This is a genomic window from Pseudomonas sp. D1-1 (genome assembly GCF_051132225.1).
GTDB lineage: Bacteria > Pseudomonadota > Gammaproteobacteria > Pseudomonadales > Pseudomonadaceae > Aquipseudomonas.
The window spans coordinates 4,776,607-4,801,326 of sequence record NZ_CP071676.1; the positions used below are offsets into that span (position 1 = coordinate 4,776,607).

27 protein-coding genes, 1 tRNA gene and 1 pseudogene are annotated in these 24,720 nt (G+C 60.1%); 4 read left to right on the forward strand and 25 right to left on the reverse strand.

The genetic code is table 11. The features are described from left to right. Positions 1-4: 4 nt before the first annotated feature. The 16 genes from hisS to trmJ all read right to left on the reverse strand — a co-directional run bounded on the left by hisS (position 5) and on the right by trmJ (position 13,246). Entirely contained in the window at positions 5-1,294 is a 1,290-nt protein-coding gene (hisS, locus tag J3P86_RS21455) for a histidine--tRNA ligase (protein ID WP_305498998.1), read from the reverse strand. A 22-nt stretch (positions 1,295-1,316) separates the two neighbouring features. Continuing rightward, positions 1,317-2,426: a flavodoxin-dependent (E)-4-hydroxy-3-methylbut-2-enyl-diphosphate synthase gene (gene ispG / locus J3P86_RS21460; protein ID WP_305498996.1), complete on the reverse strand. Its 1,110-nt coding sequence runs from the start codon at positions 2,424-2,426 to the stop codon at positions 1,317-1,319. A 3-nt stretch (positions 2,427-2,429) separates the two neighbouring features. Continuing rightward, positions 2,430-3,461, reverse strand: a complete 1,032-nt coding sequence (locus J3P86_RS21465; protein ID WP_434628545.1) for a RodZ domain-containing protein — start codon at positions 3,459-3,461, stop codon at positions 2,430-2,432. After that, positions 3,461-4,219, reverse strand: a complete 759-nt coding sequence (pilW, locus tag J3P86_RS21470; RefSeq protein WP_305498992.1) for a type IV pilus biogenesis/stability protein PilW — start codon at positions 4,217-4,219, stop codon at positions 3,461-3,463. The genes J3P86_RS21465 and pilW overlap by 1 nt, the downstream gene beginning before the upstream one ends. A 12-nt stretch (positions 4,220-4,231) precedes the next feature. Next, complete coding sequence (gene rlmN / locus J3P86_RS21475) at positions 4,232-5,380, reverse strand: 23S rRNA (adenine(2503)-C(2))-methyltransferase RlmN (protein WP_053118626.1); 1,149 nt, start codon at positions 5,378-5,380, stop codon at positions 4,232-4,234. 28 nt (positions 5,381-5,408) lie between these two features. After that, positions 5,409-5,834 carry a nucleoside-diphosphate kinase gene (gene ndk, locus J3P86_RS21480; protein WP_042727994.1) on the reverse strand — a complete coding sequence of 142 codons (426 nt, stop codon included), beginning with the start codon at positions 5,832-5,834 and terminating at the stop codon, positions 5,409-5,411. A gap of 87 nt (positions 5,835-5,921) precedes the next feature. Then, positions 5,922-6,122 carry a Fe-S cluster assembly protein IscX gene (gene iscX / locus J3P86_RS21485; protein WP_047296339.1) on the reverse strand — a complete coding sequence of 67 codons (201 nt, stop codon included), beginning with the start codon at positions 6,120-6,122 and terminating at the stop codon, positions 5,922-5,924. A 13-nt stretch (positions 6,123-6,135) separates the two neighbouring features. Next, the gene (fdx, locus tag J3P86_RS21490) at positions 6,136-6,477 is read right to left on the reverse strand and encodes an ISC system 2Fe-2S type ferredoxin (RefSeq protein ID WP_434571971.1); all 342 of its coding nucleotides are present in this window, start codon (positions 6,475-6,477) and stop codon (positions 6,136-6,138) included. A 3-nt stretch (positions 6,478-6,480) separates the two neighbouring features. Continuing rightward, the gene (hscA, locus tag J3P86_RS21495) at positions 6,481-8,343 is read right to left on the reverse strand and encodes a Fe-S protein assembly chaperone HscA (protein WP_434698797.1); all 1,863 of its coding nucleotides are present in this window, start codon (positions 8,341-8,343) and stop codon (positions 6,481-6,483) included. 50 nt (positions 8,344-8,393) lie between these two features. Then, entirely contained in the window at positions 8,394-8,915 is a 522-nt protein-coding gene (hscB, locus tag J3P86_RS21500; RefSeq protein ID WP_305498984.1) for a co-chaperone HscB, read from the reverse strand. An 8-nt stretch (positions 8,916-8,923) separates the two neighbouring features. Continuing rightward, on the reverse strand, positions 8,924-9,247 hold the full coding sequence (gene iscA / locus J3P86_RS21505; protein ID WP_003185155.1) for an iron-sulfur cluster assembly protein IscA: 324 nt from the start codon (positions 9,245-9,247) through the stop codon (positions 8,924-8,926). A 24-nt stretch (positions 9,248-9,271) separates the two neighbouring features. Further along, positions 9,272-9,658: a Fe-S cluster assembly scaffold IscU gene (gene iscU / locus J3P86_RS21510; RefSeq protein WP_003185157.1), complete on the reverse strand. Its 387-nt coding sequence runs from the start codon at positions 9,656-9,658 to the stop codon at positions 9,272-9,274. A gap of 43 nt (positions 9,659-9,701) precedes the next feature. After that, positions 9,702-10,916: an IscS subfamily cysteine desulfurase gene (locus J3P86_RS21515; RefSeq protein WP_434571968.1), complete on the reverse strand. Its 1,215-nt coding sequence runs from the start codon at positions 10,914-10,916 to the stop codon at positions 9,702-9,704. A gap of 50 nt (positions 10,917-10,966) precedes the next feature. Next, the gene (iscR, locus tag J3P86_RS21520; protein WP_030139599.1) at positions 10,967-11,458 is read right to left on the reverse strand and encodes a Fe-S cluster assembly transcriptional regulator IscR; all 492 of its coding nucleotides are present in this window, start codon (positions 11,456-11,458) and stop codon (positions 10,967-10,969) included. A 239-nt stretch (positions 11,459-11,697) separates the two neighbouring features. After that, positions 11,698-12,474, reverse strand: coding sequence for a serine O-acetyltransferase (gene cysE / locus J3P86_RS21525; protein WP_434571967.1), 777 nt, complete (start codon positions 12,472-12,474; stop codon positions 11,698-11,700). A 1-nt stretch (position 12,475) separates the two neighbouring features. Further along, positions 12,476-13,246: a tRNA (cytosine(32)/uridine(32)-2'-O)-methyltransferase TrmJ gene (gene trmJ / locus J3P86_RS21530; RefSeq protein WP_434696866.1), complete on the reverse strand. Its 771-nt coding sequence runs from the start codon at positions 13,244-13,246 to the stop codon at positions 12,476-12,478. 144 nt (positions 13,247-13,390) lie between these two features. Between trmJ and suhB the strand changes: the two genes are divergently transcribed. Further along, positions 13,391-14,209 carry a type III secretion system regulator SuhB gene (suhB, locus tag J3P86_RS21535; RefSeq protein WP_003185165.1) on the forward strand — a complete coding sequence of 273 codons (819 nt, stop codon included), beginning with the start codon at positions 13,391-13,393 and terminating at the stop codon, positions 14,207-14,209. Between the two features lie 448 nt (positions 14,210-14,657). On the opposite strand, the gene J3P86_RS21540 is transcribed toward suhB, so the two are convergent. The 6 genes from J3P86_RS21540 to queA all read right to left on the reverse strand — a co-directional run bounded on the left by J3P86_RS21540 (position 14,658) and on the right by queA (position 20,741). Next, positions 14,658-15,206 carry a glycine zipper 2TM domain-containing protein gene (locus J3P86_RS21540; protein ID WP_018607449.1) on the reverse strand — a complete coding sequence of 183 codons (549 nt, stop codon included), beginning with the start codon at positions 15,204-15,206 and terminating at the stop codon, positions 14,658-14,660. A gap of 117 nt (positions 15,207-15,323) precedes the next feature. Continuing rightward, the gene (gene secF / locus J3P86_RS21545; protein WP_434571964.1) at positions 15,324-16,238 is read right to left on the reverse strand and encodes a protein translocase subunit SecF; all 915 of its coding nucleotides are present in this window, start codon (positions 16,236-16,238) and stop codon (positions 15,324-15,326) included. Positions 16,239-16,247: 9 nt separating this feature from the next. Then, on the reverse strand, positions 16,248-18,116 hold the full coding sequence (gene secD / locus J3P86_RS21550) for a protein translocase subunit SecD (protein WP_434698798.1): 1,869 nt from the start codon (positions 18,114-18,116) through the stop codon (positions 16,248-16,250). A 63-nt stretch (positions 18,117-18,179) separates the two neighbouring features. Beyond that, complete coding sequence (gene yajC / locus J3P86_RS21555; RefSeq protein ID WP_305498975.1) at positions 18,180-18,518, reverse strand: preprotein translocase subunit YajC; 339 nt, start codon at positions 18,516-18,518, stop codon at positions 18,180-18,182. 43 nt (positions 18,519-18,561) lie between these two features. Next, positions 18,562-19,677, reverse strand: a complete 1,116-nt coding sequence (tgt, locus tag J3P86_RS21560) for a tRNA guanosine(34) transglycosylase Tgt (protein ID WP_305501181.1) — start codon at positions 19,675-19,677, stop codon at positions 18,562-18,564. Positions 19,678-19,691: 14 nt separating this feature from the next. Next, positions 19,692-20,741 carry a tRNA preQ1(34) S-adenosylmethionine ribosyltransferase-isomerase QueA gene (gene queA / locus J3P86_RS21565; protein WP_434698799.1) on the reverse strand — a complete coding sequence of 350 codons (1,050 nt, stop codon included), beginning with the start codon at positions 20,739-20,741 and terminating at the stop codon, positions 19,692-19,694. Between the two features lie 108 nt (positions 20,742-20,849). On the opposite strand from queA, the gene J3P86_RS21570 reads away from it, so the two are divergent. The 3 genes from J3P86_RS21570 to J3P86_RS21580 all read left to right on the forward strand — a co-directional run bounded on the left by J3P86_RS21570 (position 20,850) and on the right by J3P86_RS21580 (position 21,920). After that, a tRNA-Leu gene (locus J3P86_RS21570) sits at positions 20,850-20,934 on the forward strand. 345 nt (positions 20,935-21,279) lie between these two features. After that, positions 21,280-21,609 (forward strand): hypothetical protein, encoded by a 330-nt coding sequence (locus J3P86_RS21575; RefSeq protein ID WP_434698800.1) that lies wholly within the window; start codon positions 21,280-21,282, stop codon positions 21,607-21,609. A 41-nt stretch (positions 21,610-21,650) separates the two neighbouring features. Next, positions 21,651-21,920 (forward strand): hypothetical protein, encoded by a 270-nt coding sequence (locus J3P86_RS21580; protein ID WP_434698801.1) that lies wholly within the window; start codon positions 21,651-21,653, stop codon positions 21,918-21,920. Positions 21,921-22,191: 271 nt separating this feature from the next. Here J3P86_RS21580 and J3P86_RS21585 read toward each other — a convergent pair whose 3' ends face one another. The 3 genes and pseudogenes from J3P86_RS21585 to tnpC all read right to left on the reverse strand — a co-directional run. Beyond that, positions 22,192-22,629, reverse strand: coding sequence for a GNAT family N-acetyltransferase (locus tag J3P86_RS21585; protein WP_434698802.1), 438 nt, complete (start codon positions 22,627-22,629; stop codon positions 22,192-22,194). Between the two features lie 123 nt (positions 22,630-22,752). Beyond that, on the reverse strand, positions 22,753-23,154 hold the full coding sequence (locus J3P86_RS21590; RefSeq protein WP_434628515.1) for a GFA family protein: 402 nt from the start codon (positions 23,152-23,154) through the stop codon (positions 22,753-22,755). 172 nt (positions 23,155-23,326) lie between these two features. Further along, a pseudogene (tnpC, locus tag J3P86_RS21595) lies at positions 23,327-24,032 on the reverse strand (IS66 family transposase); the annotation flags it as partial. Between the last annotated feature and the right edge of the window lie 688 nt (positions 24,033-24,720).

Sequence of the window (24,720 nt, forward strand, 5' to 3'; positions counted from 1 at the left end):
AGCTTCAACCCTGCACGACGCAGGTGGCCAGGTGTGCAGCAAGCGCATCCCAGGCAATGCTTTGTTGTTCGCCCTGGCCACGCAGGGGTTTGAAACCTACCACTTGTTGGGCCAGTTCGTCGTCACCAAGAATCAGTGCGTACAGTGCACCGCTCTTGTCGGCCTTCTTGAATTGGCTCTTGAAGCTGCCGGCGCCGGCGTTGATCTGCAGGCGCAGGTTGGGCAACTGATCGCGCACTCGCTCGCTCAGGGCCAGGGCGGCCAGTTCGGCGGCCTCGCCAAAGGCGCAGAGGTACACATCGACCTGGCGGGCCAGCTCTTCCGGCACCTTGTCCAGCGCTTCAAGCATCAGCACCAGACGCTCGATGCCCATGGCAAAACCCACGCCCGGGGTCGGCTTGCCGCCCATCTGCTCCACCAGCCCGTCGTAGCGGCCACCGGCGCACACGGTGCCTTGGGCGCCGAGCTTGTCGGTGACCCACTCGAAGACGGTCTTGCTGTAGTAATCCAGGCCACGGACCAACTTGGGGTTGATCACGTAAGGGATGCCGACGGCGTCCAGACGTGCCTTCAGCCCTTCGAAATGCGCGCGGGATTCGTCGTCGAGGTAGTCGGCCATTTTCGGCGCGTCCACCAGGATCGCCTGGGTCTCCGGGTGCTTGGTATCAAGCACGCGCAGCGGGTTGGTCTTCAGGCGGCGCTGGCTGTCTTCGTCGAGCTTGTCGACATGGGCGGACAGAAACTCCACCAACGCCTCGCGGTAGCGGCCACGGGATTCGCTGGTGCCCAGGCTGTTGAGCTCAAGCTTGACCGCATCGCGCAGGCCCAGCTCGCCCCACAGGCGCCAGGTCATCACAATCAGCTCGGCATCGATGTCCGGACCTTCAAGGTTGAATACTTCGAGGCCGATCTGGTGAAACTGGCGATAACGACCTTTCTGCGGACGCTCGTGGCGGAACATCGGGCCGATGTACCAGAGTTTCTGCACCTGGCCGCCGCCGGTGATGCCGTGCTCAAGCACTGCACGCACGCATGCTGCCGTGCCTTCGGGGCGCAGGGTCAGGGAATCGCCGTTGCGGTCGTCGAAGGTGTACATCTCTTTTTCGACGATGTCGGTCACTTCACCGATGGAGCGCTTGAACAGCTCGGTGAACTCGACGATGGGCATGCGGATCTGCCGGTAACCGTAGTTATCCAGCAGGCGCGCGACGGTGCCCTCGAAATAGCGCCACAGGGGCGTCTGCTCGGGCAGGATGTCGTTCATGCCACGAATGGCTTGCAGAGACTTGCTCACGTGTATTCCTTAATCTTGCGACTTAACCGCGCGCGATGACCGCTGCGTCGGCTTCGACCTTTTCGGCCGCTTTCTGGCGGATCAGCTTTTCCAGCTCATCCACCAGATTGTCATTCGTCAGTTTCTGCGACGGCTTGCCGTCGATGTAAATCAGGTTCGGCGTGCCGCCCGTCAGGCCGATATGGGCCTCCTTGGCTTCGCCGGGCCCGTTGACCACGCAACCGATCACCGCGACATCCAGCGGCACCAGCAGGTCTTCAAGGCGCCCTTCCAGCTCGTTCATGGTCTTGACCACATCGAAGTTCTGCCGCGAGCAGCTCGGGCAGGCGATGAAGTTGATCCCACGGGAACGCAAGTGCAGGGACTTGAGGATGTCGTAGCCGACTTTCACTTCCTCGACCGGGTCCGCCGCCAACGAGATGCGGATGGTATCGCCAATCCCTTCGGCGAGCAGCATACCGAGGCCGACGGCAGATTTCACCGTACCCGAGCGCAACCCACCGGCTTCGGTGATGCCCAGGTGCAACGGCTGGACGATTTCCTTGGCCAGCAGGCGGTAGGCTTCGACGGCCATGAACACGTCGGAGGCCTTCACGCTGACCTTGAAGTCCGGGAAATTCAGGCGTTCAAGGTGCTCGACATGGCGCAGCGCCGATTCCACCAGCGCGGCCGGAGTCGGTTCGCCGTACTTCTTCTGCAGGTCTTTTTCCAGGGAACCGGCATTGACGCCGATACGGATCGGAATGCCGCGATCACGGGCGGCATCCACCACCGCGCGCACGCGATCTTCGCGACCGATGTTGCCCGGGTTGATACGCAGGCAGTCGACGCCCAGCTCGGCCACGCGCAAGGCAATGCGGTAGTCGAAGTGAATGTCGGCCACCAACGGCACCTTGACCAGCTGCTTGATCTTGCCGAACGCCTCGGCGGCGTCCATGTCCGGCACGGATACGCGGACGATATCGACGCCGGCGGCTTCAAGACGATTGATTTGCGCGACCGTGGCGGCCACGTCATTGGTGTCGCTGTTGGTCATGCTCTGCACAGCGATTGGCGCATCGCCGCCCACGGGCACGTTACCGACCCAGATCTTCCGGGATTCGCGACGCTTGATAGGAGATTCGCCGTGCATGACTTATTGACCCAACTTCAGGCGAGCGGTCTCGCCACTGGTGAACGGAGCCACATCGACCGGCTGGCCGTTGTAGCTGACCTGCGCGCCACGGGCATAGCCCAGGCGTACGGCAAACGGCGGCCGGCCGTTGACGGACGTGCTGTCGCCCTTGCGCTTGAGGCCGCTGAACAGGACCTTGCCGTTGCCGTCGGTAATCTGCGTCCAGCAATCGGCGGTGAACTGGATCTGTACCTGGCCATCGCCGGGCGCAGGAGCCGGGGCCGCCGGGGTTGCTGGCGCTGCTGGCACGGCCGGAGCGGCCACGGTTGGCGCTGGCGTGACAGGAGCAGGAGCCGCCGGGGTGGTCGGCGCGCTGCCGGAATGGGCCGGAGCCGTGGGGGCGGCAGGTGTTGGGGCTGGCGCGGGAACGGATGGCACGACAGGCTCGGCACCCGCGGCGGCATCAGTCTCGCCGTTATCTTGGCCTTGAGGCAATGCCAGGGCGGTTTCACCCTCAGTCTGCCCCTCGACAACAGCCTGGTCTTCCGGTTCATCCAGCGGATGAATCTGGGTGGTGCCGTCGGCGCCTTCGACTTCGACATGCTCAGGGTTCATCGCAACCGGCTCCTTGCTGCGCAAGGAAGCCTGATCCTGCCACCAGACGAAACCGCCACCGATCACCGCGATCAGCAGCAACAGGCTGACGATACGCAAAATGGTATGGGAAACGCGCACTGGCTCCTCGATACGGCCCAGGCTGTGCACACTGCTGCCCTGGGCGTCGGAACCGGTGTATTGATCGAATTGCTGGACCAGCACGGTCTGGTCCATGCCAAGCAACTTGGCATAGGCGCGGATGTAGCCCCGGGCGAAAGTATGCCCAGGCAATTTGTCGAACGCGCCGGCTTCCAGGTTGCTCAGGGAAGTCACGGTGAGATTGAGCTTGAGGGCCACTTCGGCCAGCGACCAACCATTGCTTTCGCGGGCTTGACGCAGGGTCTCACCGGGATTTACGCGAGTCGCTGCTACAACTTCGGGATGCGCCGCTTTCATCATTGCTCCGACAGGTATTGCTGATATTCCGGCGTACCGGGATAGAGTCTTTTGAGTTGCAGGCCATAACTGGCGGCCTTGTCACGATCTTCAAACACATGCGCCAGCCGAACGCCGAGCAATAGACTACGTGCATTTTGCTCGCTGAGCAGGCTAAACCGCTCGTAATAGTCGCGAGCGGGCACATAATGCCTGTCTTCGTAAGACAACTCAGCCATTTCCAGCAACGCGCGCGGTTGCTGGCGGTTGAGCCGCAGCGCCTTTTCGAGCTGCTGGCGGGCCAGGTCACGCTGGCCGAGTTTCGCGGCGGTCATGCCGAGGTTCTCGAACACCCGCGAACGCTCAGGGTAAAGGGTATCGGCGGCCGCTTGCTCGAAGCGCTCGTAGGCTTCCTTGTAGCGTGCCTGCTCGTAGAGGAAGCTGCCGTAGTTGTTGAGGATCCGGGCGTCTTGCGGGCGAGCGGACAACGCCTTGCGAAAGTGTTCGTCGGCCAGTTCCGGCTCCATCTCGGCCTGGAACACCAGGGCCAGCGCCGCATTGGCATCGGCGTCCGAGCTGTCCAGCTCAAGGGCCTTCTTGAGCGGCACCTTGGCCCGTTCGGTCATGCCCTGTTGCAAATAGCCGATGCCCAGCTGCACATAGGCCTCGCGCGCTTCGTCACGGCCCTTGCTGGTTTTCATCGGGTTATAGTCGCCCGACAGAACACAACCGGAACAAAGACCGGCCAGCAGCAACAGCAGCGCAAAGCGCAGGGACATAGAGTTCCTCTCTTAGTGACTGTTCGCAGCGTTCTGTACTGCATCGTCCGCGGCGTTCAATTCGCGCACGGCAATGTAGCGTTCGCTGCGACGGGTGCGATCCAGCACCTGTCCTACCAATTGGCCACACGCGGCATCGATGTCTTCGCCACGGGTGGTGCGCACGGTGACGTTGAAGCCAGCGTGGTGAAGCTGATCCTGGAACCGACGAATCGCATTGTTGCTCGGACGCTCGTAGCCGGAATGCGGGAACGGGTTGAACGGGATCAGGTTGATCTTGCACGGGATGTTCTTGAGCAGCTCGATCATCTCGACCGCGTGTTCAACCTTGTCATTCACGTCCTTGAGCAAGGTGTACTCGATGGTCAGCACGCGTTTTTCGCCCAGGGACGACATGTAGCGCTGGCACGACTCGAGCAGCATCTTAAGCGGATATTTCTTGTTGATCGGCACCAATTGGTTACGCAATGCGTCATTCGGTGCGTGCAGCGACAACGCCAGGGAGACGTCGATGTGCTTGGCCAGCTCATCGATCATCGGCACCACGCCGGAGGTGGACAGGGTCACGCGGCGCTTGGAGATGCCGTAGCCCAGGTCGTCCATCATCAGGTGCATGGCGGAGACGACGTTGTCGAAGTTCAGCAGCGGCTCCCCCATGCCCATCATCACCACGTTGGTGATGGCACGGTCGACGGTTGCCGGGACGCTGCCAAAGGATTTGTTGGCAATCCACACCTGGCCGATCACTTCGGCGGCGGTGAGGTTGCTGTTGAAGCCTTGCTTGCCGGTGGAGCAGAAACTGCAATCCAGGGCACAGCCTGCCTGGGACGAAACGCACAAGGTGCCGCGCTTGCCCTGGGGAATGTAGACGGTCTCGACGCAGCTGCCGGACGCCACGCGCACCACCCACTTGCGGGTGCCGTCGCTGGAAATGTCCTGGCTGACCACTTCGGGGCCGCGAATCTCGGCAACGGCCTTGAGCTTTTCGCGCAGGGCCTTGCCGACATTCGTCATGGCGTCGAAATCGTCGACGCCAAAGTGGTGAATCCATTTCATCACCTGACCGGCACGGAAACGCTTCTCCCCGATCGAGTCGAAGAATTTCTCCATTTCCGGCTGGGTCAGGCCCAACAGGTTGGTTTTGCCGTTCGATGTAGTCATGGATTCACCTTCACTCAAAAGCCTGGGCTTAGCGAGTGGTTACTTCAGTAGCGGAGAAAAAGTAAGCGATTTCGCGAGCAGCGGCGGCTTCGGAGTCCGAACCGTGGACGGCGTTGGCGTCGATGGATTCAGCGAAGTCAGCACGGATGGTGCCGGCAGCAGCTTCTTTAGGGTTGGTAGCGCCCATCAGCTCACGGTTGCGAGCGATGGCATTTTCGCCTTCCAGCACCTGAACGACAACCGGACCGGAAGTCATAAAGGCAACCAGTTCACCGAAGAAACCGCGCTCGCTGTGCTCGGCGTAGAAGCCTTCGGCTTCGGCTTTGGACAGTTGCTTCATTTTCGAAGCTACAACGCGCAGGCCAGCGTCTTCGAAGCGGGTAACGATCTTGCCGATCACGTTTTTAGCAACGGCGTCAGGCTTGATGATGGAGAAAGTACGTTGAACAGCCATGGTGTAACTCCAGAAACGGTAATTTACGAAAAATTAAACCCGCGAATTATACGCGGGTTCTTGGGTATTGCCTAACCTGCGAGGCGATCAGTCCAATTCTGCGGCCCAGAGCTCCTGAACCGCTTCCAACACCTTCTCGCCGACTCGGCCAGAGGTGGAATCGAAGTCAGGCAGCTCAAGGATCATCTGCTGCAGACGGACGAAACCTACAGAGTACGGATCGAGACCCTCGTGGGCTTCGGCCAATTCTTCCGCGATGCGTTGTACATCATTCCAACCATAGCTCATGACAGTGCCACCATCAGTGCGGCGCTTCGGCCGCATGGTTAAGTGAGTATCTCGGGATTTCGACGGTCAGGTCTTCAGTGCCGACGATAGCCTGGCACCCCAGACGCGACTGCGGCTCAAGCCCCCAGGCGCGGTCAAGAAAGTCTTCTTCCAGCTCGTCCGCCTCTTCCAGCGACTCGAAACCTTCACGAATGATGCAGTGGCAGGTCGTGCAAGCGCAAACGCCGCCACAGGCGCTTTCCATCTCGATGTGGTGTTCGTGGGCCAGGTCAAGAATGGACGTTCCGGGCTCGGCTTCCACGACCATGCCGTCCGGGCAGAACTTCTCGTGGGGCAGAAAAATCACCTGCGGCATCAGTTATTCCTCGATTTCATTCAGGTTGCGCCCCGCCAGGGCGGCTTTCACCGTCGAGTCCAGGCGGCGGGCAGCAAAGGCATCGGTGACTTGCGACAGACGCTTGGTCTGCTGCTCGATGGCATAACCATCCGTGCCCTTGATCAATTCGGAGAGTTCTTGCATCTGCATTTCGATGACCATGCGCTCCTCGGCGTCGAGCAAGCGCTCGCCGTCGGCTTCGAGGGCGGCTTGCACGGCTTCGACCAGGCGCTGGGCATCGACCTGCTGCTCGCGCAGCACACGGGCGACTTTGTCGTCGCTGGCGTGCTGGAACGAATCCTTGAGCATCTTGGCGATTTCGCCGTCGGTCAGGCCGTAGGACGGCTTGACCTGGATGCTTGCCTCGACGCCCGAACCGAGTTCGCGGGCGGAGACATTGAGCAGGCCATCGGCGTCGACCTGGAAGGTCACGCGAATCTTCGCCGCGCCGGCAACCATCGCCGGGATGCCGCGCAATTCGAAACGCGCGAGGGAGCGGCAGTCGCTGATCAATTCACGCTCGCCTTGCAGCACATGAATCATCATGGCCGACTGGCCGTCTTTATAAGTAGTGAAATCCTGGGCGCGAGCGACGGGGATGGTGGTGTTGCGCGGGATCACCTTCTCCATCAGGCCGCCCATGGTTTCCAGGCCCAGGGACAACGGAATCACGTCGAGCAGCAGCAATTCGCCGCCCTCGCGCTTGTTGCCAGCCAGGGTATCGGCCTGGATCGCGGCACCGATGGCGACCACCTGGTCCGGGTCGATTTCAGTCAGCGGCTGGCGGCCAAAGGCTTCGGCAACGGCTTCGCGAACCCGAGGCACGCGGGTCGAACCACCGACCATGACCACGGCCTTGACATCTTCCAGCTCGATGCCGGAATCACGCACGGCACGGCGGCAGGCCTTGAGGCTGCGGGCGACCATGGGTTCGATCAGGGCATTGAAGGCTTCGCGGGTCAGCGTGGCTGTCCATTCGCCGTAAGCGACTTCAACGCTGGCGGCGTCGGTCAAGGCTTCCTTGGCGGCGCAGGCGGTTTGCAGCAGATGGCGCTGGGTCCCCGGATCGAGATCGGCGGACAACCCCGCCTGCTCGATGATCCAGCCGGCAATAGCGTGATCGAAATCGTCGCCGCCCAGGGCGCTGTCGCCACCGGTGGCGAGGACTTCGAAGACCCCGCCGGTCAGGCGCAGGATCGAAATATCAAACGTGCCGCCGCCCAGGTCGTAAATGGCGACGAGGCCCTCGGCATGCTGGTCCAGCCCGTACGCCACCGCAGCCGCCGTCGGCTCGTTGAGCAGACGCAGCACGTTGAGACCGGCGAGCTTGGCCGCGTCCTTGGTGGCTTGGCGCTGGGCATCATCGAAATAGGCCGGAACGGTGATCACCGCGCCCACCAGTTCACCGCCCAACGCGGCTTCGGCGCGCTGACGCAGGACCCTGAGGATATCGGCGGAAACTTCTACCGGGCTTTTCGGGCCCTGCACGGTCTCGATGAACGGCATGTGGGATTCGCCGCCGACGAAACGGTACGGCAGTTGATCGCCCAATTGCTTGACGTCGGACAGACCACGACCCATCAAGCGCTTGACCGACACGACGGTATTGAGTGGATCGGTGGCGGCGGCCAGCTTCGCCGACTCGCCAACTTCGACGCGATCGGCGTGGTAGCGCACGGCAGACGGCAGGATCACCCGCCCCTGCTCGTCGGCCAGCGGCTCGGAAAGACCGCTGCGCAAAGCAGCGACCAGGGAATTGGTGGTACCCAAGTCGATCCCGACAGCCAGGCGACGCTGGTGCGGTTGTGGACTTTGGCCGGGTTCGGCGATCTGCAGTAGGGCCATCGTAATCAGGACTTATCTGTAATCAGGCGTGCGACCGGAGCGGCACTGGGTTAATCGTCGAGGCGCTCTTCCAGCTGGCGCACTTCGTAGGTCAGCTTGTCGAGGAACTGCATGCGCCGCATCAGGCGTTCGGCCTGTTCGCGTTGCGCAGCGTCGTTCCAACAGGCGGCGAAGCTCTCGTTGAGTTCTTGCTGGGCGTCTTTCAGGCGACGCTTGAAGACCGCGACACCCGCCAGGTCGGCACTGTCCTGCAGGTCTTCGAGCTCCTCGCGCCATTGCATCTGCTGCAACAGGAACTCGGGGTCGTGCACCGTGACTTCCAGGGGCAGCTCATGACCGCTGATGGCGAGCAGGTACCGCGCGCGCTTGGCCGGACTCTTGAGCGTCTGGTAGGCCTCGTTGAGGTTCGCCGACTGCTCGAGCGCCCGCCGCTGCTCAGCCTCGGAGGCATCGGCAAAGCGGTCGGGGTGGACACCACGGGCCAGTTCCAGATAACGCGCGGACAACTGATCGAGGTCCAGCTGGAAAGCAGGCTGCAACTGGAACAACGCAAAATGACAAGGAGTACCCACGAGCAGCCTCAGATGTTGAAGCTTTCGCCGCAGCCACATTCACCGCGCACGTTGGGGTTGTTGAACTTGAAGCCTTCGTTCAACCCTTCCTTGACGAAATCCAGCTCGGTGCCGTCCAGGTACGTCAAGCTCTTGGGGTCGATGATCACTTTCTGACCATGACTCTCGAACACCTGATCGTCTTCACCGACTTCGTCGACGAATTCCAGTACATAGGCGAGGCCGGAACAACCCGTGGTGCGAACACCCAGGCGGATACCCTCGCCCTTGCCGCGCCCCGCAAGTGAGCGCTGGATATGGTTAGCTGCCGCTTCTGTCATCTGGATAGCCATGGAAACTCCTTACCGTAACGCGGATCAGATCAAGCCTTTCTTCTGCTTGTAGTCGCGAACGGCGGCCTTGATGGCGTCTTCAGCGAGTACCGAGCAGTGGATTTTCACTGGCGGCAAGGCCAGTTCTTCGGCCAACTGAGTGTTCTTGATGGTTTCGGCTTCGTCGAGAGTCTTGCCCTTCATCCACTCGGTGGCCAGGGAGCTGGACGCGATGGCGGAGCCGCAGCCGTAGGTCTTGAACTTGGCATCTTCGATGATGCCTTGTTCGTTGACCTTGATCTGCAGACGCATCACGTCGCCGCACGCCGGGGCGCCGACCATGCCGGTGCCGACGTCAGGATCCTGCGCGTCCATCTTGCCGACGTTGCGCGGGTTCTCGTAGTGGTCGATGACCTTTTCGCTATATGCCATTTGCTTCAATCCTCATCAGTGGAGCCGCTCTGGTGGCGACTTCTCAGTGCGCCGCCCATTCGATTTTCGAAATGTCGACGCCGTCTTTGTACATGTCCCACAGCGGCGAAAGAGCACGCAGCTTGGTAACGGCCTCGCAGACTTTCTGCGCGGCGTAATCGATTTCTTCTTCGGTGGTGAAGCGGCCGAAGGTGAAGCGGATCGAGCTGTGAGCCAGTTCGTCGTTGCGGCCCAGGGCACGCAGTACGTAGGAAGGCTCCAGCGACGCCGAGGTGCACGCCGAACCGGACGACACGGCCAGATCCTTGAGCGCCATGATCAGCGACTCGCCTTCAACGTAGTTGAAGCTCAGGTTCAGGTTGTGTGGAACGCGGGCGGTCATGCTGCCGTTGACGTAGAGCTCTTCGAGGTGCTCGACCTGCTTGAAGAAACGGTCGCTCAAGGCCTTGATGCGCACGTTCTCGGCGGCCATGTCTTCCTTGGCCACGCGGAAGGCTTCGCCCATGCCAACGATCTGGTGGGTCGCCAGGGTACCGGAACGCATGCCACGCTCGTGACCGCCGCCGTGCATGGTCGCTTCGAGGCGAACACGCGGCTTGCGGCTGACGTACAGGGCGCCGATGCCTTTAGGGCCATAAGTCTTGTGGGCCGAGAAGGACATCAGGTCGACTTTCAGCTTGGACAGGTCGATGTCGACCTTGCCGGTGGACTGCGCGCCATCGACGTGGAACAGGACGCCCTTGGAACGGGTCAGTTCGCCGATGGCCGCGATGTCGTTGACGGTGCCGATTTCGTTGTTCACATGCATGATCGAAACCAGAATGGTGTCGTCGCGCAGTACGGCCTCGACCATGGCCGGGGTGATGATGCCGTCTTCACCGGGCTCGATGTAGGTGACTTCGAAGCCTTCACGCTCCAGTTGGCGCATGGTGTCCAGGACAGCCTTGTGCTCGATCTTGGAGGTGATCAGGTGCTTGCCCTTGGTGTGGTAGAAATGCGCGACACCCTTGATTGCCAGATTGTCGGACTCGGTGGCACCGGAGGTCCAGACGATCTCGCGGGGGTCGGCATTGACCAGGTCGGCGACCTGGCGACGGGCGTTTTCGACCGACTCTTCGGCTTTCCAGCCGAACACGTGGGAACGCGAGGCCGGGTTGCCGAAGTTTCCGTCGACCAGCAGGCATTCACTCATCTTTTGCGCGACACGCGGATCAACCGGGGTGGTCGCAGAGTAATCAAGGTAAATCGGCAATTTCATGGACTCTCTCCTAAATCAGGCTGGCTGGCGTTCCGCGTGCTCTGCGGCAGTCATTCGACGGCGGACGCTTCAATCTTGTCCAGGTGCGGCGCCTTGCCATTGCAACGGCGCTGGTCCTGACGCTGGGCTACTTCTTGCACCTCACGGCGAGTCACAAGGTCGGCCAAGCTGATACCACTCAGAAATTCGTGAATCTGCAGGCTCAAATCGCACCACAGATGATGGGTCAGGCAAGTATCGCCGCCGTGGCAGTCGCCCAACCCTTGGCATTTGGTCGCATCGACCGATTCGTTCACGGCATCGATCACCTGGGCGACCTGGATGCCTTGCATCTCGCGCGACAGCTGGTAGCCGCCACCGGGGCCACGAACGCTGGAGACCAGGTTGCTGCGGCGCAGCTTGGCGAACAGCTGTTCGAGGTAGGACAGGGAGATGCCCTGGCGTTCGGAGATATCGGCCAGGGACACCGGCCCGTGCTGCGCATGCAATGCCAGATCCAGCATTGCGGTCACGGCGTATCGGCCTTTTGTAGTCAGTCGCATGGACAATTACCACGAAGTTCGGAATGGGGGCGAGTATGCAATTCCCGAGTATTTAAGTCAAGTATAAGACCTAGTGCTTTACTCGGGTTTACCCGCAAAAGAGCGCGCGAATGATAGCAAACGTAGGCGGCTAACGACCAGCTGTACCGCGTTATCGTTCTTCGCGAGCAGGCTCGCTCCCACAGGGGCTGGCGGCCCAGTGCGGGAGCGAGCCTGCTCGCGAAGAGGCCTGCCGGGTTTCAGCTAGCCTGGCTTTGGTCCTTGTCCTTCACGCACGCAAAGTCTTCCTCGCGCAGTTCCGGCAGATCCTTGGCACAATAATCACTCCCCAGCTCCTTCAGTGCGCCGCACATCCCCTCCAGGCGCCCGTCCACCGCTTGCAGGTGATCGAGCAACTGGTTGATGGCGCGCGCCACCGGGTCGGGCATGTCTTCGCCGACACCGTAGGCGTCGAAGCCGATCTTCTCGGCCATGGCCTTGCGCCGGGCGTCCTGCTCTTCGTCCGACTTGACGATGATCCGCCCCGGAATACCCACCACGGTCGCGCCGGGCGGCACGGCCTTGGTGACCACGGCGTTGGAGCCGACTTTCGCTCCCGCGCCCACGGTGAACGGGCCGAGCACCTTGGCGCCAGCACCGACGACAACGCCGTTTTCCAGGGTCGGGTGGCGCTTGCCTTTGTTCCAGCTGGTGCCGCCGAGGGTCACGCCCTGATAGAGCGTGACGTCGTCGCCGATCTCGGCGGTCTCGCCGATGACGATGCCCATGCCGTGATCGATGAAGAACCGCCGGCCGACCTTGGCGCCCGGATGGATCTCGATGCCGGTCAACCAGCGGCCGAAGTTCGAGACCAGCCGCGCCAGCCATTTCCAACCCATGCTCCACAAGGCGCCGGACAGGCGATGGATCCAGATGGCGTGCATGCCGGGATAGCAGGTCAGCACTTCAAAGGCATTGCGCGCCGCCGGGTCACGATGGAAGACGCTCTGGATATCTTCACGCAAACGTTCGAACATTTTATTCCTTCCGCTTAATCAGCTCGCCACGGGCCGCTTTCTGGGTTTCCGTGAGGATGCCGCGCAATATATTCATTTCCGCCCGGCTCACCGAGCTTCGTCCGTACAACCGACGCAGGCGCGCCATCAAGTGCCGAGGCTTGTCCGGGTCAAGGAATTCGATGTCCACCAGGGTCTGCTCCAGGTGTTCATAGAATCGCTCCAGCTCGTCCATGGTCGCCAGTGTCTCACTGCGCGGCGACGTCGCCTCGAATTTTTCCACCTTGCTGGGCTGGCCTTCGGCGTGCAGCCAGGCCATGCGCACTTCATAGCTCAACACCTGCACCGCCGCCCCGAGGTTCAGCGAGCTGAAGCCGGGGTCGGAGGGGATATGCACGTGAAAATGACATCGCTGCAGCTCTTCATTGGTGAGGCCGGAATCTTCACGGCCGAACACCAAGGCGATTTCCGCGCCCTGCCCCGCTTCCTCGACCACCTTGGTGCCGCATTCGCGAGGATCGAGCAGCGGCCAGGGGATACGGCGGTCGCGGGCGCTGGTGCCGAGCACCAGGTTGCAACCCACCAAGGCGTCTTCCAGGGTGGCGACAACCTGGGCATTGGCGAGAATGTCACCGGCGCCGGATGCCCGCGCGTCGGCTTCGTGATGGGGAAACGAGCGCGGCTCAACCAGCACCAGCCGCGACAGGCCCATGTTCTTCATGGCCCGCGCAGCTCCGCCGATGTTACCCGGATGGCTGGTATTGACCAGGACGACACGAATGTTCTGCAACAAGGGAGGCGCTCTCGAACATATAAAAGGGAGCAAATCTTACCTAAGCACCTACCGTTAAGCTATGAAAGCGAACACCAACCTTCTCCTGAGAAAACTTTCTGATAGAATGCGCGGCTTTCTTTAACAACCTTAGGTGACACATCCATGCAGCCCATGCTGAATATCGCGCTGCGCGCCGCCCGCAGCGCCAGTGAACTGATCTTCCGCTCCATCGAGCGCCTGGATACCATCAAGGTCGATGAAAAAGACGCCAAGGACTACGTGTCCGAGGTTGATCGCGCCGCCGAACAGAAAATCGTCGACGCCCTGCGCAAGGCTTACCCGAACCACTCCATCCTCGGTGAAGAAACCGGCATGCACGCCGGTACCGGCATCGAAGGCGAAGAGTACCTGTGGATCATCGATCCGCTGGACGGTACCACCAACTTCCTGCGCGGCATTCCTCACTTCGCTGTCAGCATCGCCTGCAAATACCGTGGCCGCCTGGAACACGCCGTCGTGCTGGACCCGGTTCGCCAGGAAGAATTCACCGCCAGCCGTGGCCGTGGCGCCCAACTGAACGGTCGCCGCCTGCGCGTCAGCGGCCGCACCAGCCTGGACGGCGCCCTGCTGGGCACCGGTTTCCCGTTCCGTGATGACCAGATGGACAACCTCGACAATTACCTGGGCATGTTCCGCGCCCTGGTCGGCCAGACCGCCGGCATCCGCCGCGCCGGCGCCGCGAGCCTGGACCTGGCCTATGTAGCTGCCGGTCGTTTCGATGCGTTCTGGGAATCGGGCCTGTCCGAGTGGGACATGGCGGCAGGCGCCCTGTTGATCCAGGAAGCGGGTGGCTTGGTGAGCGACTTCACCGGCGGCCACGATTTCCTTGAAAAAGGCCACATCGTTGCCGGCAACACCAAATGCTTCAAGGCTGTGCTGACGGCGATCCAGCCGCACCTGCCGGCCTCGCTGAAGCGCTAAGCCGCTCGGCTCAAGAGAAGCACCCTTCGGGGTGCTTTTTTTTGCCTGTCATTTTACCCGGATACAGGTAATCCGTGGCGAGGGAGCTTGCTCCCGCTCGGTTGCGCAGCGACCGCAAAATCTCGGGTCTGCTGCGCAGCCCAGCGGGAGCAAGCTCCCTCGCCACGATGGGTTACACCTTGAATATAAAGCAGACTGAGCCACCGCCTTCGCGAGCAGGCTCGCTCCCACAGAGGAGTTGGGGCCGGGCACGGGTTTTATGTCCACTGGAGCTCCAGCGTGGGAGCGAGCCTGCTCGCGAAGGGGCTAGCACATTCAACATTGATGCTAGCTGACCCACCGCCTTCGCGAGCAGGCTCGCTCCCACAGGGAATACGGGGTGGGCGTGGGACAGAAAATACGGGCACAAAAAAAAGCACCCCGGAGGGTGCTTTTTCATAGCGGTGGATTACTGGGCCGGTTCGTTCTGGCCCAGGATCAGTTGGCCTTCCTTGCTGACCGGAATCTGGTTGCCCGGGTCGCGGTCCATACGGACTTTGCCTTCCTTGCCGTCGAGCATGTAGCGAACGTCGTAGCCTACAACCTTGTCGCTGATGTCATTGACGGTGTTGCAGCGAGTCTGGGTAGTGGTGTACGTGTCGCGTTCCTGCATGCCTTCCTGAATCTTGTTACCGGCATAACCGCCGCCGGCCGCACCCGCCACGGTGGCAATCTTCTTGCCGTTGCCGCCGCCGATCTGGTTACCCAACAGGCCACCGGCCACGGCGCCGAGCACGGTGCCGGCGATCTGATGTTGATCCTGAACCGGCTTCTGCCGGGTCACTGTCACGTCCTTGCACACTTCACGCGGGGTCTTGATTTGGGTCTTGACCGGTTCCACGGCCAGTACTTGCGCATACTCAGGGCCACTTTTTACCAAGCTGTAGGTGGCGACCGCACCACCGGCTGTTACACCGACAGCACCCAATACCGCACCAACCAGCATCGATTTGTTCACTTGAACCTCCAGGCCATTACAAGCGGATTAATCCGCGCTTCTCCCAGCCTTGGAGCACAAAAAAAGGCGCGAGTTCAACTCGCGCCTTTTGAACGGTGACGGACGGAGAACCGAGCCTTACGGGCGGTCGTCCACCTCGGTCTCGGTGGCCGCCGGAGGAATCAGATCCTCGGAGCTGAGGTTCAGCCAGATCAGCACCACGTTGGCGATATAGATCGACGAGTAGGTACCCGCCATCACACCGATGAACAGCGCGATGGAGAAGCCGAACAGGTTGTCGCCGCCAAACACCAGCAGCGCGACAATCGCCAGCAAGGTGGAGATCGACGTCGCCATGGTCCGCAGCAGGGTCTGGGTGGTCGAGATGTTGATGTTCTCGATCAACGAGGCCTTGCGCAGCACACGGAAGTTTTCGCGCACCCGGTCGAACACCACGATGGTGTCGTTGAGCGAGTAACCGATGATCGCCAGCACCGCCGCCAGCACCGTCAGGTCGAAGGTGATCTGGAAGAACGACAGGATACCCACGGTCACGATCACGTCGTGGATCAGCGAGACAATCGCGCCGACCGCGAACTTCCACTGGAAGCGGAAAGCCAGGTAGAGCATCACGCCGCCCAGCGCCAACAGCATGCCGAGGCCGCCCTGGTCGCGCAGCTCCTCACCCACCTGCGGGCCGACGAACTCGACGCGCTTGACCTGGGCCGGGTTATCGCCACCGGCCTTCTGCAAGGCCTCGGCGACCTGGTGGCCCAGTTGCGGGTCTTCACCCGGCATACGCACCAGCAAATCGGTGGTGGCGCCAAAGCTCTGCACCACGGCATCGCTGTAGCCCGAGCTCGCCAGTTGCTCACGCACCTTGGTGACGTCGGCCGGACGCTCGTAGGTCAGCTCGATGAGCGTACCGCCGGTGAAGTCCAGGCCGTAGTTCAGGCCCTTGGTGGCCCAGCTGAACAACGCCAGTGCCGTGAGGAACAATGTGACGCCGAACGCAATGTTGCGAACGCCCATGAAGTTGATTGTACGTAACATGGCAGCCCCTTAAATCCACAACTTCTTGAAGTCACGACCGCCAAAGATCAGGTTGACCATTGCGCGGGTCACCATGATGGCTGTGAACATCGAGGTAAAGATCCCGAGGGACATGGTCACTGCGAAGCCCTTGACCGGGCCGGTGCCCATGGCAAAGAGAATCCCGCCGACCAGCAACGTGGTCAGGTTGGAGTCGAGAATCGCGGTGAATGCCCGGCCGAAGCCTTCGTTGATTGCCCGTTGGATCGACATGCCCGCGGCAATCTCTTCACGTATCCGCGAGAAGATCAGCACGTTGGCGTCCACCGCCATACCCATCGTCAAGACGATACCGGCGATACCCGGCAGGGTCAGCGTGGCGCCCAGCAACGACATCAGGGCCAGCAACAGCACCATGTTCACCGCCAGCGCAACCGTGGCGATCAGGCCGAAGAAGCGGTAGATGGCGATGATGAACAGCGACACGAACAGCATGCCCCACAGGGAGGCATCGACGCCCTTGGTGATGTTGTCGGCACCCAGGCTCGGGCCGATGGTGCGTTCTTCAGCGAAGTACATCGGCGCGGCCAGGCCACCGGCACGCAGCAGCAGGGCCAGCTCCGAGGATTCGCCCTGGCCGTTCAGGCCGGTGATGCGGAACTGGCTGCCCAGTGGCGACTGGATGGTCGCCAGGCTGATGATCTTCTTCTCTTCCTTGAAGGTCTGGACCGGTACGTCTTTCTCGACGCCGTTGACCACCTGTTTGGTGTAGGTGGTGGTCGGCTTCTGCTCGATGAAGATCACCGCCATGCTGCGCCCGACGTTGCTGCGCGTGGCGCGGCTCATCAGTTCGCCGCCGTGGCCGTCGAGACGGATGTTCACCTGTGGACGACCTTGCTCGTCGAAGCCCGCCTGGGCGTCGGTGACCTGGTCACCGGTGATGATCAGGCCGCGCTCGATCTGCGCCACCGGACGACCGCCTTCGCGGAACTCGAAGCTCTCGGAAGTCGCCTTGGAAGCACCCGGCTCAGCGGCCAGGCGGAACTCCAGGTTGGCGGTCTTGCCGAGGATACGCTTGGCTTCGGCAGTGTCCTGCACACCCGGGAGCTCAACCACGATACGGTTGGCGCCCTGGCGCTGGACGATCGGCTCGGCCACACCCAGCTCGTTGACGCGGTTACGCACCGTGGTCAAGTTCTGCTTGATGGAGTATTCGCGGATTTCCGCCAGCTTGGCCGGGGTCATCGCCAGACGCAGCACCGCCTGACCATTGAGATCGGCCGGCACAATGTCGAAATCGTTGAAATTCTTGCGGATCAGGGCACGGGCCTGTTCGCGGGCATCTTCATCGCTGAAGCCCAGCTGAATGGCACCTTCGAACTGCGGCAGGCTGCGATAGCGAACGCGCTCTTTACGCAGCAGGCTCTTGACGTCGCCTTCGTAGACTTTCAGTCGCGCATCGAGGGCTTTTTCCATGTCCACTTCCAGCAGGAAGTGCACACCGCCGGACAAGTCCAGGCCCAGCTTCATCGGGTGGGCGCCAAGATTGCGCAGCCACTGCGGGGTGGTCTGGGCCAGGTTCAGGGCCACAACGTAATCGTCGCCCAACGCCTTGCGTACCACATCCTTGGCCGGCAACTGGTCTTCAGACTTGACCAGGCGCAACAGGCCGCCCTTGCCGTTTTCGGCGATGGACGCAGCCTTGACCTCGATATTGGACGCCTTGAGCGCAGCGCTCGCGCGGTCCAGATCGGCCTGGGTGACCTGCAGCGCCGTGCTGGCGCCGCTGACCTGAATGGCCGGGTCATCCGGGTAGAGATTGGGAGCGGAATAAATCACACCGACCGCCAGCACCGCCAGGATCAGTAGGTATTTCCACAGAGGGTATTTGTTCAGCATCACGCCGCCCGCTTATGACGCGGGGCGCCTTGCGCGCCCCGTCGATTGAAGAGAAGTTGTTACTTAGATCGCTTTCAGCGTGCCTTTTGGCAGCGTGGCCGCGATGGCGCCCTTCTGAAACTTCATTTCAACAGTGTCGGACACTTCCAGAACCACGAAGTCATCCGCCACTTTGGTGATCTTGCCGGCGATGCCGCCGGTGGTGACCACTTCATCACCTTTCTGCAAGCTGCCGAGCAGGTTCTTCTGCTCTTTGGCGCGCTTGGCCTGTGGACGCCAGATCATCAGGTAGAAGATGACCAGGAAGCCGACCAGGAAAATCCACTCGAAACCGCCACCCATAGGGCTGGCAGCAGCAGGTGCAGCCGCGTCAGCCATGGCATTAGAGATAAAAAAGCTCATTTAGCACTCCAGTTGCAAATATTGAATCTAGGGATCGGAAAACTCAGTCCAAAGGCGGAACAGGCAACCCGCGCTTGGCATAGAAGGCCTCGACAAAGGCGGCCAATGTACCCTGTTGGATAGCCTCGCGCAAACCAGCCATAAGCACCTGATAATGGCGCAAATTGTGGATGGTATTGAGCATGCTGCCGAGCATTTCGCCGCACTTGTCCAAATGATGCAGATAAGCGCGGGAGAAGTTCTGGCAGGTATAGCAATCGCACGTCGGATCGAGCGGCGAATCATCATGGCGATGGAACGCGTTACGGATCTTCAGCACACCAGTGTCGATGAACAGATGCCCATTGCGGGCATTACGGGTTGGCATCACGCAATCGAACATGTCCACCCCGCGGCGCACACCCTCAACCAGATCTTCCGGTTTGCCAACGCCCATAAGGTAACGAGGTTTGTCAGCGGGCATCTGGCCTGGCAGGTAATCGAGCACCTTGATCATCTCGTGCTTCGGTTCGCCCACCGACAGGCCGCCAATCGCCAGGCCGTCGAAGCCGATCTTGTCGAGGCCTTCCAGCGAGCGCATGCGCAAATCCTGGTGCATGCCGCCCTGCACGATGCCGAACAGCGCCGCCGTGTTTTCGCCGTGGGCATTCTTCGAGCGCTGGGCCCAGCGCAACGACAGCTCCATCGACACCCGCGCCACGTCTTCATCGGCCGGGTACGGCGTGCATTCGTCGAAGATCATCACGATGTCCGAGCCCAGGTCGCGCTGCACCTGCATCGACTCTTCCGGGCCCATGAACACCTTGGAGCCGTCGACCGGCGAGGCGAAGGTCACGCCCTCCTCCTTGATCTTGCGCATGGCGCCGAGGCTGAACACCTGGAAACCGCCGGAGTCGGTCAGAATCGGGCCTTTCCACTGCATGAAATCGTGCAGGTCGCCGTGGGCCTTGATCACTTCCATGCCCGGACGCAGCCACAGGTGGAAGGTGTTGCCGAGAATGATCTCCGCGCCCGTGGCAACGATGTCACGCGGCAGCATGCCCTTGACCGTGCCGTAGGTGCCCACCGGCATGAACGCGGGGGTTTCCACCGTACCGCGGGGGAAGGTCAGACGACCGCGACGAGCCTTGCCATCGGTAGCAAGCAACTCGAAGGACATGCGACAGGTGCGACTCATACGGTTTCCTCGGGCCCGCGTGGCGCGGGGTTACGGGTGATGAACATCGCATCACCGTAGCTGAAAAAGCGGTATCCATGCTCGACGGCGGCCTTGTAGGCGGCCATGGTCTCGGGATAACCGGCGAACGCCGAAACCAGCATCAACAGCGTGGATTCGGGCAAATGAAAGTTGGTCACCAGGGCATCGACCACATGAAACGGCCGGCCCGGGTAGATAAAAATATCGGTGTCGCCACTGAACGGCTTGAGCACGCCATCGCGCGCGGCGCTTTCCAGGGAACGCACGCTGGTGGTCCCCACCGCCACCACCCGCCCACCGCGGGCGCGGCATGCCGCCACGGCATCGACCACTTCCTGGCTGACTTCCAGCCATTCGTTGTGCATGTGGTGGTCTTCGATGCGCTCCACGCGCACCGGCTGGAACGTGCCGGCGCCGACGTGCAGCGTCACGAACGCCGTCTCCACGCCCTTGGCGGCAATCGCCTCCAGCAACGGCTGATCAAAATGCAGCCCCGCCGTCGGCGCCGCCACCGCCCCCAGGCGCTCGGCGTACACGGTCTGATAACGCTCGCGGTCCGAACCTTCGTCCGGGCGGTCTATATAAGGAGGCAACGGCATGTGCCCGACACGGTCGAGCAGCGGCAACACTTCTTCGGCAAACTCCAGCTCGAACAACGCATCATGCCGCGCCACCATCCGCGCCTGACCGCCGCCGTCGATCAAAATCGACGAGCCCGGCTTGGGCGACTTGCTCGACCGCACATGGGCCAGCACCCGATGCCCGTCCAGCACCCGCTCCACCAGAATCTCCAGCTTGCCGCCGGAGGCCTTCTGGCCAAACAACCGCGCCGGAATGACTCGGGTATTGTTGAACACCATCAAATCGCCCGGGCGCAAATGCTCAAGCAAATCAGTGAATTGACGGTGAGCCATGGCACCGCTGACCCCGTCCAAGGTCAACAGTCGACTGGCGCGACGCTCGGCCAGAGGGTGGCGAGCGATCAGCGAATCCGGGAGTTCGAAGGTAAAGTCAGCAACACGCATGATGGGGTTCGTCTAGCAGGGCCGGAAAGTCTAGCGGAATTATCAAAAATTCACCATGAAACGTGATTGACCAACGGTAGGCACCTCTCTATACTTCGCCGCCATTGAGCCCTGATGGCGGAATTGGTAGACGCGGCGGATTCAAAATCCGTTTTCGAAAGGAGTGGGAGTTCGAGTCTCCCTCGGGGCACCATCTTAAAAAAAGACCTTGAAATTCAAGGTCTTTTTTTTCGTCTGCAGGAAAGTGGCTTTGCCGCGAGCAACGCAAATCCCACCCCAGGGCGCCCGCTGTTGTAGCGAGGGGATTTATCCCCGCTGGGCTGCAAAGCAGCCCCAAATACCCAACCCCTAATGTGAAAAGATCTGTGGCAAGGAAGAACGGGTGGTAGGGAAAGCCCCGTGGCGAGGGAGCTTGCTCCCGCTTGAGCGCAAAGCGCTCACAAAAGAGTCACTGCTCATACCGATACTCCGAACTGCCACCGCCAAGGCATAAACCACCACCCCACCCTCTTCACCTGGTCACCAAGGATCTCACCCCATGGAATTGCTGCTGGAAACGGTCGCTCTTTACTCGCTCAAGCTGGCTTATGAGACGGAGGGTCACAGCCCGATTTTGCGGGATGATCCGTTGATGGGGGGTTGTGATCGGGAGGTATTTGGGTTGTTGGTGAGGCGGGGGGATTTGGTTGGGATTCAGGCCGAAATCAGTCGATGCCTGGATTTAGCGCTAGGAGCGGTTGGTGGGGTGGGTACGGCGTTGGGGCGGGAGTTGAATCGTCTGGCTGAAAATCTCCAAACCGTGCCAACGGTGGCACAATTGGATACGTCGCTTGTCGCGCTTAGAGACTATTTGAAGAATATTCAGTGAGCGGTCAGATTCCCATCTCCCAACCTTGGCATGAATATCATATGAGCAAACTTCAAGAGTTGATTGAAAAAGCCAGATCAGGCTTATCGGTTCAAGAGAACATCTCCGATGCAGGCTGGCAAGCAATTGCCACGCAATGTGGCGCCGCTGAGCTAGCAGAGATTCAAGAACGTATCCTCAAGCTACGTGCGGAATTGGAGATAGTTGAGGAGTGGGACGGGGAAACTCAGGACGACCTACATCTCGCAATTTCAACCCTTACTCGACTAATGGGATCGGTAACAGTCGCTCTTTCTGAAAGCAAAGCTTAAAAGCACTGTAGCGAAGAGGGCACTATTAGACAGAACGCTATAGCTCATAACCGTCATGGCCTGAGACGGCCCGCCCATAGCTAGCAGAGATTGATCTGAATGGCGGGATGAGTTCCGACAAATTCGGGCCAGCGCGGCGCACCACATCTGAGTGACTTCTATATTAGCTCCCCACCTTAGGCCTACAGCGTAGCGTAAGCGTTCGGGCAATACTCGCTGCTCACCAGTTTTATATTTGATCAAGGTGATGTGCTCGCCGAATTTAAACTTGCTATGCCCCGGAAAAATCATACCGTTTGACAAACCTACGCTCGTCGACCGCGTAACCTTGCTGCTGATAAAAAGTGTGAGCCGGTATTCGGTGGTCACTGCTAGTCACCTCAGCCCGGACGCAAAGTTGCTCTGTAAAAAACGCGTCAGCAGCGGAAACTAGCATTGCCCCTACTCCTTGTCCTCGGAAGTCATCATCAATGACAAGGGAGGTAATGCGTCCGAGCCTACCCGGCTGATGAAACAGTTCAAGTACGTGCAAGCTTATGACGCCGATAATATTTTTACCGTCTTGTGCCAGCAGCACGGTATCGCGAGCGCTAAGTTCTAAAGCCTCAAGCTTATCTCGGATTAGCTTTGGCGAGGCTTCGTAGCCTAACTGGCCTAGGAGTTTGGACACCGATTCTGCATCGGTTAGTAAGGCTTTTCGAACTTTCATATTGTTCTCAACTGGGTATTGCACAGGCTTGCCCACCATTTGTATTCGACATGATCTGTCGTTTGCATCGGACTTGACCAGCACACTTGGTGACTGAGACCGGCAGAAAGCGACCCAAAGCCGTCATTCGACCTGAGGGCATAGGTTAGATGATTTGAACCAGAGGACTGCGGAGTCGATATGAACATGCTTCTGCTTTTGAGGCAGGAAGGGCGTATCAAGCGTGCCCAACGCTATCGAGACCCAGTCGGCAAACTTACCTTCAGATCGTGACCAGAACAGAGTCGAACCGCAGTCCATGCAGAACTCGCGTAATACCGTCTCTGACGAAGCATAGGTTTTGATGCTGGTGGAACCGCGAAGTATTCGAAGCGCGCTACGCGGAATGCTGCCGTACGAAGCGAATGCTGCTCCGTGACCTTTGCGACACTGGTTGCAATGACAATGACTCACTGCTTTTGGTGAGACGAGTAGCTCGTAACTGACGGCAGCGCATAAGCAGCTTCCTTGGTATACCTGTGTCATAGGCTGTTCCGTGCAGGTGAATAACGCCAGCGTAACCGCCCCAGTCCAATCAGTCGACCGACCGCTACTGGCCGATTTGGTTGAAGATACGAACAGATGGGCAAGTGCAACGCAAATGCTTGGTCAAGAGGAGTGCATTATCCCACCTGTAGTGACACACCTTTTGGCGCCACTACGTCGGTCGCCAGTGATCGGGTAACAATCGACCAATCTCGCTCGCCCGCTGTGTCGGCAGCCGTGTCAGCACATCTTTCAGATAGGCGTACGGATCATGCCCGTTCATGCGTGCCAACTGGATCAGACTCATGATCGCCGCCGCCCGTTTGCCACTGCGAAGCGACCCGGCGAACAGCCAGTTGGAGCGCCCAAGTGCCCATGGTCGGATTTGGTTCTCGACTTGATTATTGTCGATGGTCACGGCCCCGTCTTCCAAGTAGCGCGTCAACGCTACCCAGCGTTTAAGGCTGTACCAGAGCTTTGGCCGTTGCTGATCCATTGGGCACGAGATCGCGTTGGGTCAGCATCCAGTTATGCTGCGTTTTGATGATCGGGGCTGCCTTTTCCTGGCGTATTCGCCAACGATCCTCATCGCTCATGTCTCGAGTTTGGCGTTCGACTTCGTACAAGCCGCCAATCGAGTACAGCGCTTGTTCAGCCAGCTGGCTTTTGTTCGCCACGTGCAGATCGAAAAACTTGCGACGGGCGTGAGCCACGCAGCTAATTTCGGTGATGCCTTTCTCGAAACCGGCCTTGTAGCCAGCGAAATCGTCGCATACCAGCTTGCCGTTCCACTGCCCAAGAAAGTTGCGCGCATGCTCCCCTGCACGGCTGGGACTGAAGTCATAAAGCACAGCCTTGAGTGCCGAAAACGGCGTGGTCCCTTCAACCTAATGCACCGCGTCGCTTTCTGTCAGGATAGATGCACAGCACATCGTCCCTGGCTGCCGAGACTGAACATGCCACCCAGCCCAGCATCAAACCTTGCATTTCGTACAGGCTCAATCACAACCGCTTTCCCGTCTGATCTTACGTTCAGAGCTGAGGGCCTACGCCCAATATTAGGGAACACCAGCCAAGCCACACATCCAGGCATTGAAGTCAGAGTAGGTGACGAGGATTTAGTCATTCCCTATCGAATCCATCACGAGGGCAATGAGCGTGGATGTTCACAGCTGAATGGGCTTCAAAGCGTCATGTACTCCTGCATCCTGACTAGGCATTACGATGGTCATGTCCGACAACGTCAGCTACGGCAAATTCTCTCTGTGCCTGAGCCTTGGGTTGTCCCGTTCGTGGTGCAGCTAACCGGCGAGTACGTAATCGAAATACTCGATACCTGCGACGCTCACCTGCAAGCGCTCGATCCGGACCTGTACGGAGCGTTCATCAGGGGCAACCCAGAGTACTTCAAAGCCCTACAGGATCGGATGATCAGTTACTGGGATTGCTACTACCGACACCTGTATAGGCACAGGCAAGACTATGTGGGGTTTCGGTTATTCGAGCACTTTCGTAAACTCGCAAAGGGATAGAAAGTTAGCCAGCGCACGTCAGCGTGTATCCCTA